Source organism: Streptococcus hyointestinalis (genome assembly GCF_041225505.1).
GTDB lineage: Bacteria > Bacillota > Bacilli > Lactobacillales > Streptococcaceae > Streptococcus > Streptococcus hyointestinalis_B.
Genome location: NZ_JBCLSK010000051.1, coordinates 1 through 8490 on the forward strand (window position 1 = coordinate 1; position 8490 = coordinate 8490).

The 8490-nt window shown below is 41.9% G+C and carries 8 protein-coding genes and 1 pseudogene; 8 read left to right on the forward strand and 1 reads right to left on the reverse strand.

Translation table 11 applies throughout. The annotated features are described in order from the left end of the window. Positions 1 to 295 precede the first annotated feature (295 nt). The 3 genes and pseudogenes from AALA56_RS09170 (at position 296) to AALA56_RS09180 (ending at position 2157) form a co-directional block, all read left to right on the forward strand. Positions 296 to 1478: pseudogene (locus tag AALA56_RS09170) on the forward strand (MFS transporter). Positions 1479 to 1534: 56 nt separating this feature from the next. Next, positions 1535 to 1804: a helix-turn-helix domain-containing protein gene (locus AALA56_RS09175; protein ID WP_369909747.1), complete on the forward strand. Its 270-nt coding sequence runs from the start codon at positions 1535 to 1537 to the stop codon at positions 1802 to 1804. Beyond that, positions 1801 to 2157 carry a hypothetical protein gene (locus AALA56_RS09180; RefSeq protein WP_369909748.1) on the forward strand — a complete coding sequence of 119 codons (357 nt, stop codon included), beginning with the start codon at positions 1801 to 1803 and terminating at the stop codon, positions 2155 to 2157. The genes AALA56_RS09175 and AALA56_RS09180 overlap by 4 nt, the downstream gene beginning before the upstream one ends. Before the next feature lie 144 nt (positions 2158 to 2301). Here AALA56_RS09180 and AALA56_RS09185 read toward each other — a convergent pair whose 3' ends face one another. Further along, positions 2302 to 3504 carry an IS110 family transposase gene (locus AALA56_RS09185; protein WP_369909749.1) on the reverse strand — a complete coding sequence of 401 codons (1203 nt, stop codon included), beginning with the start codon at positions 3502 to 3504 and terminating at the stop codon, positions 2302 to 2304. Between the two features lie 267 nt (positions 3505 to 3771). Here AALA56_RS09185 and AALA56_RS09190 point away from each other — a divergent pair, with 267 nt between their 5' ends. The 5 genes from AALA56_RS09190 to AALA56_RS09210 all read left to right on the forward strand — a co-directional run bounded on the left by AALA56_RS09190 (position 3772) and on the right by AALA56_RS09210 (position 8396). After that, positions 3772 to 4320 (forward strand): NADPH-dependent FMN reductase, encoded by a 549-nt coding sequence (locus AALA56_RS09190; protein ID WP_369909750.1) that lies wholly within the window; start codon positions 3772 to 3774, stop codon positions 4318 to 4320. A gap of 153 nt (positions 4321 to 4473) precedes the next feature. Next, a complete protein-coding gene (locus AALA56_RS09195) occupies positions 4474 to 5322 on the forward strand; it encodes an SAM hydrolase/SAM-dependent halogenase family protein (RefSeq protein WP_369909752.1) in 849 nt (282 codons plus the stop codon). Between the two features lie 8 nt (positions 5323 to 5330). After that, positions 5331 to 5879, forward strand: coding sequence for an ECF-type riboflavin transporter substrate-binding protein (locus AALA56_RS09200; RefSeq protein ID WP_369909753.1), 549 nt, complete (start codon positions 5331 to 5333; stop codon positions 5877 to 5879). Between the two features lie 17 nt (positions 5880 to 5896). Beyond that, a complete protein-coding gene (locus AALA56_RS09205) occupies positions 5897 to 7573 on the forward strand; it encodes an ABC transporter ATP-binding protein (protein ID WP_369909754.1) in 1677 nt (558 codons plus the stop codon). Continuing rightward, complete coding sequence (locus AALA56_RS09210) at positions 7566 to 8396, forward strand: energy-coupling factor transporter transmembrane component T family protein (RefSeq protein WP_369909755.1); 831 nt, start codon at positions 7566 to 7568, stop codon at positions 8394 to 8396. The genes AALA56_RS09205 and AALA56_RS09210 overlap by 8 nt, the downstream gene beginning before the upstream one ends. The last annotated feature ends 94 nt before the right edge of the window (positions 8397 to 8490 follow it).

Sequence of the window (8490 nt, forward strand, 5' to 3'; positions counted from 1 at the left end):
GGCTTACAATTGAGAATAGAGCAAATCGTACTAGCCTATAATTTGAGATATTTTGAAATCAACTAGCACCACGGGTAAGAATATATATAAAATAAGTGATTTTTGTATTGACAAAATAGTTTTGAAAGCAGCATAATAGATGTCGTATAGGGAGATTATCGGTGGAGAAGTTATCGAGAAATAATAGCAGAGAGTGCTTATAATGCTTATAATGCTGATAAGTGATGATTTTGTATATCTCAAGCAGAATTATCGCTTTTTGTTTTGTCAGTTAGTCATAAGGGGAAGATAAAGGGTGTTATTAAGAAAGTATAAGGATTTTTGTCAGTTGTTTTTGGGACGTTTAATTAGCAATTGTGGGGATTCTATTTACACTATCGTCTTGTCGTGGTATGTGCTGGAGATGACAAATAGTGCTTGGTACGTAGGGGTGTTAAATTTTCTCATCTTTATCCCCAATACTTTTTCTTTTCTATTTGGCAAAAAGATTGACGCTTTACCGAAAAAGCGCTTACTTATCTTTTTAGAGTTAGCACAGTTAGTGGCAGTAGTAGGTATCATAATAGGAATAATCTTAAACAGTATCAATACTAATCTGAGCCTAATTCTTATCTTTACATGTGTTTTTCTGGCATCTACTGTAGGGCTAAATACCTATACCGTCCAAGACGCTCTTGTCCCTAAAATTGTTCCGCCAAAAGACTTAGCTAAAGCAGAGATGTATATGTCTGTAGCTTACAATGGAACAGAATATGTCTTTACGGCTATCAGTGGATTCTTACTCTCTGTGATAAGTTACATTCCTTTGCTTTTGCTTGATGTTTTGACATTTTTAGCGTCTATTTTACTATTTAGAAAAATAGAGTTTGAAGAAACGATTGAAAAAACAGATGAATCAACAGATTTCCTAAGCGGTCTACGCTTCATTTGGCAAAATAAAGTGGTTTTATCGATTACTTTAGGCGGAGCAGCTGCCAATTTTCTCTTTGCTGGTTTAAATGTTTATCAATTGTTGATTGCAAAGGATGTTGGAAATGCTACTTTTTATGGGCTTTTAGTGTCTGCCAGTGCTATTGGAACTTCGTTAGGGACAACGGTTGTGGCTAACTTTGTGTTACAAAAAATGAGTGTCGGACAAGCTTTTTGGTTGGCAACGGTTCTTTTTGGTCTTGGTATAGGATTGACCACCTTGGCTCAGAATAGCTTTGTTTTATTAGGCATTTGGTTTATCTCCTGCCTGTTTCTTGGGATTACACACGTAGCTCAAAAGCCTATTCTACAAACAGAGATTCCAGATGACTGTCTAGGTGAGGTTTTCAGTGCCTTTTATACTGTAACCATTCCAACTCTTGCTATTGGCTCGCTCGTGTTTGGTTTTGTCGCTAAGTTTTTTTCGTGGCGCTTCTTTGTTCTTGTATTTGCCCTTTCTTTTTTTCGTAATTGGTTTTCTTTATTTTTCAAATAAGAAACTAAGATAGTATGATATTTCCTAAATCTATATTAGCTGTTATAATAGTGATAATCGGGAGGAAAAATGATAACGGATATTGCAACATTGATTAAGGTTAAACGTAAAGAAAAAGGACTCACTCAAAAAGAGTTAGCCAATGGGATTTGTGTCCAAGCTGTCATCAGCAAGATTGAAAAAGGGGAGACGACTCCCTCGGTAGACCTTTTTTTCAAATTAGCTAAAAAGCTAGATATTGATATGTCAGTCATCTCTAGTATGTTTGACTTGAATAACACTGCTCATCATAACGGCGTTTACTCGGACAAGGTCAAGCAGTTACTTTATATGATATGAGGGATTATGATAATCTTGCTTATGTGTTAAAGACCTTAAATGCTGCTGAGATGACAGAAGAAGAACTGCTTTATTACGAGTGGTTGAGGGCTATTGCTGGCTATATGACCAAGCAAACATCCCTCACCAAAACGATAGAACGTTTAAACGCACTTTTACCCAAAACAAAGACTACTTATCAACAACTATATCTTAAGATAGTTTCTGCTATCGGTAGCATTTATAGCGACAATCAAGAAAACGCACTTGCTCTTTCTGCCTTTGAGTCCATTGTCAATGATTATCAAGTTAGTCATGACTTTCGAGACCGTGTTACTTTTTCTACCATTTGTCAAGTTCATCAAGGTATTTGACGAAAAATATTTTGAGTCTCGTAATCCAAATAAGGAAATTATTTTATTTTGAGCTAAAGTTTAGTGTAAAAAGTGTATACAAAACCAATACCTTATTTTGTGATTTTTGAAATAAGGTGTTACAATGATAGAGCATAAACAGTTTTACCGATTTTGGGTTGAAGTATAATCGTAAAGCTTATTATGCGTAATGAGGTAATACATTGTCCGAATGAGACGATGTATGGAGGCAATCGTGTGTGGCTTCGTTGAAGTCGTTTGCGATTGTCTTTTTCGTTTCTCATAAAAGTCTGCGATATGACAAGGATTGGTGTGACTAGCTGAAGCGATATTGTGAATGCATTTGAACAGAATCTTTCTAGTATAGGGATTGCCACGCTTGGTAATGTGTTCCTTAGCGAGAAAGTTACCAGATTCATAGTGTCTCAGGTCAATACCGATAAAGGCATTGATTTGATTGGCAGACTGAAAACGGCGAATATCTCCCAGTTCACCAATGATACTGGTCGCTGGGGTTTCAGCTATTCCAGGAATAGAGAACAGAATGTCATATTCAGGTAATGGCTGAGCTAGTTCCACCATTTCGTCTAAGACTGCTTGTCTCTGTTCAGAAAGTCTAAGCAATTCTTTTGCATAGTAACGCACCTCTTCCAGCATTGGAGAGGTTTTCTTAACGGCACAATAAGACTGATTGGCTAGTTCTGTCAGCTTCTCTGCTAAGTAAGCCACACGTTTGTCAGAAATCCGTTTTGAAGTGGACAGACGGATTCTCTTTGAGAGTTTATCCTTGCTTAACTCAAGCACGAAGTCCTTACAAGGAAAAGCTATAACTAAGTTCCAGTATTGTTCCCCAGTTGGTGTTGATAAGATAGTTTCCAATTCAGGGAAAGTGACTTGTAAGACCTTGTGTAGGCGATTTTTAGCCCGAACGATGTCCTCTGTTAAGTTCTGATAGAATCGATTGAAATCTCGCAGTTCTTGGTAGATTTCTTCTTGGACATATGTCGGTTTACGATTCAGTACAAACTGAGACTGAGCCAGTTTTTCAGCGTCAATTTGATCGGTTTTACGCACACGCAAGCTATCCAGTTGCTTCTTGGCTTCTAAGGGATTGAGTCGTATATAAGCGTAGCCATGTTCATCCAGAAAAGCTTGAAGACGACGAGAATAGACGCCTGTTGCTTCAAAGATGATTTCTGGCTTGTGGACGGTTTTCAAATCACCAAGTAGCCGAGAAAAGCCAATGGCATCATTGGACATGGTGTAGCTATGAACCTTCTCGCCGTTGACTAGAATGGCCACTTCTGAACTTACCTTACTCACGTCAATCCCAAATACTACTCGCATGATACTACCTCTTTGTCTTGAATGATTCCTTGTTTTAGCGATGTCATTTTCAATACTCGACGTCTGGCGTCAAAAAGCCCCACGACTTAACAAGACACCTCTACTTTAACATAAAGAAAAAGTAGTGAGTACTCTCTCCCGTCGGAGATTTCTTCACTACTAATTTTAGTATGTTTTTTTTTTGATTATCGTGAGCCAATTTTTTTACAAATGGCATTTTTTGTCCTATAATTACTACATAGTAATAAATGATTAAGGGGAATAAAGATGAAAAATATTTTATTTGTTGTTGGTTCACTTAGGGAAGGGTCTTTTAACGGACAGTTGGCTAAAGAAGCAGAAAAAATGCTAGAAGGCAAGGCAAATGTCACTTGCCTCGACTGGAAGGATGTGCCAATGTTTAACCAAGAGTTGGAGGCACCTGTTCTTCCTGCTGTGCAAGCCGTGCGTGATGAGGTGGTAAAGGCTGACGCTATCTGGATTTTCTCACCGGTTTACAACTTTTCTATCCCAGGTCCTGTGAAAAACCTCTTGGACTGGTTGAGTCGTACGCTTGACTTGTCTGATACAAGAGGTATCTCAGCTATTCATGACAAGGTTACAACCGTTTCTTTGGTGGCAAATGGAGGTCATGAGCAAGCCGCAGAGATTTACCGCAACTTGATGCCATTTATCCGCACCCAGTTTGTCGATGAAATCACCTACTCACGTGTCAATGACTCTGCATGGGCAGATGGCAATTACCAAGCCACACCAGAAGTTTTAGCTGACCTCAAAAAGCAAGCAACAGCACTTCTAAGAGAAATGGGTGCTTAATTTATAAATAGGTTAAGAGATTGATGACTTTTGTTGCAATCTCTTTTCTTTTTTAAACTATAGCTAGCTCTAGTTATTAGGAAGTTTAAAAAGTCAGAAACTTGTGATACAATAATTCAACACCCAATTTTTTGTTTTTTGAGAGGAGTTTATATGAGCAATCATTTATTGGTGTTGCAATCGGATTTTGGCTTAGTGGATGGAGCTGTGTCAGCTATGATCGGGGTGGCACTCCAAGAGGCACGAGATCTTGATATTCATCACCTGACGCACGATATTACCCCTTATAATATCTTTGAGGCGTCTTATCGTCTTTTCCAGACGATTGAGTATTGGCCAAGCGGGACGACTTTTGTGTCAGTCGTTGACCCAGGTGTTGGCTCAAAGCGAAAAAGTGTTGTCGCTCTGACGCAGACAGGGCAGTATATCGTCACACCAGACAATGGGACTTTGTATTACATAAAAAAACATGTCGGTATCAAGGCGGTGCGTGAGATTTCTGAGGTGGAAAATCGCAGAAAAAATACCGAGCTGTCTTACACCTTCCACGGGCGTGATGTCTATGCCTACACAGGTGCTAAGCTGGCTAGCGGTCACATCAGTTTTGACGAGGTGGGTCCAGAGCTATCTGTTGATCACATCGTTGAGCTGCCTGTTGTTGAGACCAAGGTCGAAGACGGTGCGGTGATGGGCGCTATTGACATCCTAGACGTGCGCTTTGGTTCTCTTTGGACTTCTATCACTCGAGAAGAGTTTTACAGCCTAAATCCAGAGTTTGGGCAACGTTTTGAGGTGACTATCTTTAACAATGACATGCTGGTCTATCAAAACCAAGTCACTTATGGCAAGTCCTTTGCTGATGTGCGTATCGGTCAACCTCTTATCTACATCAACTCGCTCTACCGTGTAGGGCTTGCGATTAATCAAGGGTCATTTGCCAAGGCTTACAATGTCGGTGTCGGCTCAAACTGGCGCATTGACATCCGTCGCTTAGAAAATTAGGAGTTATCATGCAAAATCAATCCATCAAAAAAGTTGTTGCTATCGGTATCGGGGCTGCGCTCTTTGTCATCATCGGGATGTTGATTAACATCCCAACGCCTATCCCAAACACGAGCATTCAGTTGCAGTACGCTGTTTTAGCGCTCTTTGCTATCATCTATGGACCAAGTGTCGGCTTTTTCACAGGGCTTATCGGACACGCTCTAAAGGACGCCTTTCAGTATGGAAATCCGTGGTGGACATGGGTTTTAGTCAGTGCCTTGATTGGGCTTGCCATCGGGCTTTTAGCGAAGAAAATCAACATCGAAAAAGGCTACCTAAGAGCTAAGGACTATCTTTGGTTCAATATCGTCCAAGTTGCCGCAAATATCGTTGGTTGGGGGATTTTAGCACCATGGGGTGATGTCGCTATCTACCACGAGGCTAGCAATAAAGTCTATGCTCAAGGATTTTTATCCGCTGGGGTCAACAGCCTAACCATTGCTATTGGTGGAAGTCTGCTGCTTGCAGCCTATGCCAAGAGCCGTACTAAGGCAGGTAGTCTCAGCAAAGATTAACAAAAAGGAAGTAGCATGTGAGTACATTATTGGAGTGGAAGGATTTTAGCTTTCAGTATCATAGTCAAGCTGAAAAGACGCTGACAGATATTAACTTAACCATTGAAAAAGGGGCGAAAGTGCTTATTGTAGGACCTTCTGGTTCTGGTAAGTCAACGCTAGGCAATCTCATCAACGGTCTTATTCCAAACAGCTATCAAGGAACAAAGACTGGCGAGTTCACTATCAGCCAAAAGGACGCCTACAGTCCGTCTATCTATGATAAGTCGCTTTTAGTCTCTACGGTTCTACAAGACCCAGACGGTCAGTTTATCGGACTGAGTGTCGCTGAGGACATCGCCTTTGCGCTGGAAAATGACAATGTCGCAAAAGACGAGATGACTAGACGTGTTCATGACTGGGCAGAGCGCTTGCAGCTAGAGCCGCTTCTTGACAAGCGTCCGCAGGATTTGTCTGGTGGGCAAAAGCAGCGGGTCAGTCTAGCAGGTGTCCTCATTGATGAGAGTCCGATTTTACTCTTTGATGAGCCGCTTGCCAATCTCGACCCCAAGTCTGGTCAGGACGCTATTGATTTGATTGACCGCCTGCACCGTGAGCAAAATGCCACAACTATCATCATCGAGCACCGTCTCGAGGATGTCTTGTACCGTCAGGTGGATCAGATTGTCCTTGTGGATGAGGGGAAAATTGTCTTTGATGGCACGCCAGATGAGCTTCTAAAGACCAATATCCTAGAAGAACACGGCATTCGTGAGCCCTTGTACATTACAGAGCTTAGGCATTTGGGTTATTCTTTTGAGGGAGATAAGCCACTCAGTAACCTTGATAAGCTGGATTTGAGTCAAGTGCAGTTTGAAAAAGCTTATGCTGAGACCAAGCCTGAAGCCAAAGAGGTTATCTTATCTGCTGAAAATCTAGAGTTTGGCTATGATGAGAATCATCTGATTTTAAAAGGGATTAGCTTTGAGCTGCACAAGGGTGAGAAGATTGCCATTGTCGGTAAAAACGGTGCTGGCAAGTCAACGCTGGCAAAAAGCCTCTGCCAATTTGTCACACCAAGCGGCAAGTTGTATTTTAAAGGGAAAGAAATCAGCTCTGACTCCATCAAGCAGCGTGCAGATAGGATTGGTTACGTCCTGCAAAATCCCAATCAGATGATTAGCCAGACCATGATTTTTGATGAGGTGGCGTTGGGGCTTCACCTGCGTGGTGTCGCTGAAGAAGAGGTAGCAGAGCGTGTCGAGGTGACGCTCAAAGTGTGTGGGCTTTATCCATTTCGCAAGTGGCCAATCTCTGCGCTGTCTTTTGGGCAGAAAAAGCGTGTCACTATCGCTTCTATCCTTGTGTTAAATCCCGAGGTTATCCTGCTGGATGAGCCAACGGCTGGTCAGGATAAGCGCCACTATGAAGAGATGATGTTCTTTTTAGAGGAGCTTAGCCAAAAGGGACATACCATCATCATGATTACCCATGACCTGCAGCTTATGCTAGAGTATGCGGACCGCACGCTTGTCATTACAGATGGTGAGCTTTTGGCTGACTGTACGCCAATCGAGCTCTTTTCAGATGAGGCAGTGCTTGAGAAAGCCTATCTCAAAAAGACCAGTCTCTATCAGTTGGCAGAAAAAATAGGTGCTGACTCAAGAGCGCTGACCGAGGACTATATCGCTAAAAAGGAGGATGTGCATGGCTAATTCACTACTGGGCTATCAAGAAGGTCAAGGCCTTTTCTACCAGCTCTCAGGAGCTAGTAAGCTTCTAGCCTTTATCTTCATCTCGGTGGCGTGTATGATCAGCTACGACACCCGCCTGCTCCTCTTTGTAGGGATAGTATCTAGCGTTTTGCTCTATTTTTCCAATATCAAGTGGCGTCAGATTTCCTTTGTTGTGACCGTTATCGCTATCTTTGCGCTTCTCAATGTCCTGATGGTCTATCTATTTTCGCCAAACTATGGAGCGACTATTTATGGCAAGTCAACGGTGCTGATTAAAGGGATTGGCTGGTATCAACTGACCAGTCAAGAGCTCTTTTACCTCTTTAATCTGGTGCTCAAGTACCTGTGTACAACACCGCTAGCGCTTCTCTTTCTAGTGACAACGCAGCCAAGCCAGTTTGCCTCAAGTCTCAATCGCCTTGGTGTGTCTTACAAGATTTCCTATGCGGTCAGTCTGACCCTTCGCTACATCCCAGATGTGCAAGAGGAGTTTCAGATGATTAAGCAATCCCAGCAGGCACGTGGCTTGGAGTTGTCCTCAAAAGGCAAACTCTATGAGCGCATCAAGGGCAATCTCAGAATCATCATCCCTTTGATTTTTAGCTCGCTTGAGCGCATTGACACGGTCTCAACGGCTATGGAATTGAGACGCTTTGGGAAAGACAAAAAGCGCACTTGGTACCGTGCGCAAGCCATGACCACAAAAGATTACCTAGTCATTGGCATTTCTGTTTTCATCCTAGCAGTGAGCATTTGGCTGATTGTGGTCAATCAAGGGCGTTTCTACAATCCTTGGAATTAAAACAGAGGCACTTGTTTTGAACTGCACCCCAAAAGTTAGACAAACAATCTAACGAATGGGGTGCTTTTCTTATGAAATTAAGTTACAAAGATAA

Bases quoted from the DNA above. Each gene is read 5' to 3' on its own strand.
- AALA56_RS09190 (WP_369909750.1), top strand. From the start codon at position 3,772: ATGAAAAATATTTTATTTGTTGTTGGTTCACTTAGGGAAGGGTCTTTT.
- AALA56_RS09185 (WP_369909749.1), bottom strand. From the start codon at position 3,504: ATGCGAGTAGTATTTGGGATTGACGTGAGTAAGGTAAGTTCAGAAGTG.
- AALA56_RS09175 (WP_369909747.1), top strand. From the start codon at position 1,535: ATGATAACGGATATTGCAACATTGATTAAGGTTAAACGTAAAGAAAAA.
- AALA56_RS09180 (WP_369909748.1), top strand. From the start codon at position 1,801: ATGAGGGATTATGATAATCTTGCTTATGTGTTAAAGACCTTAAATGCT.
- AALA56_RS09210 (WP_369909755.1), top strand. From the start codon at position 7,566: ATGGCTAATTCACTACTGGGCTATCAAGAAGGTCAAGGCCTTTTCTAC.
- AALA56_RS09200 (WP_369909753.1), top strand. From the start codon at position 5,331: ATGCAAAATCAATCCATCAAAAAAGTTGTTGCTATCGGTATCGGGGCT.
- AALA56_RS09195 (WP_369909752.1), top strand. From the start codon at position 4,474: ATGAGCAATCATTTATTGGTGTTGCAATCGGATTTTGGCTTAGTGGAT.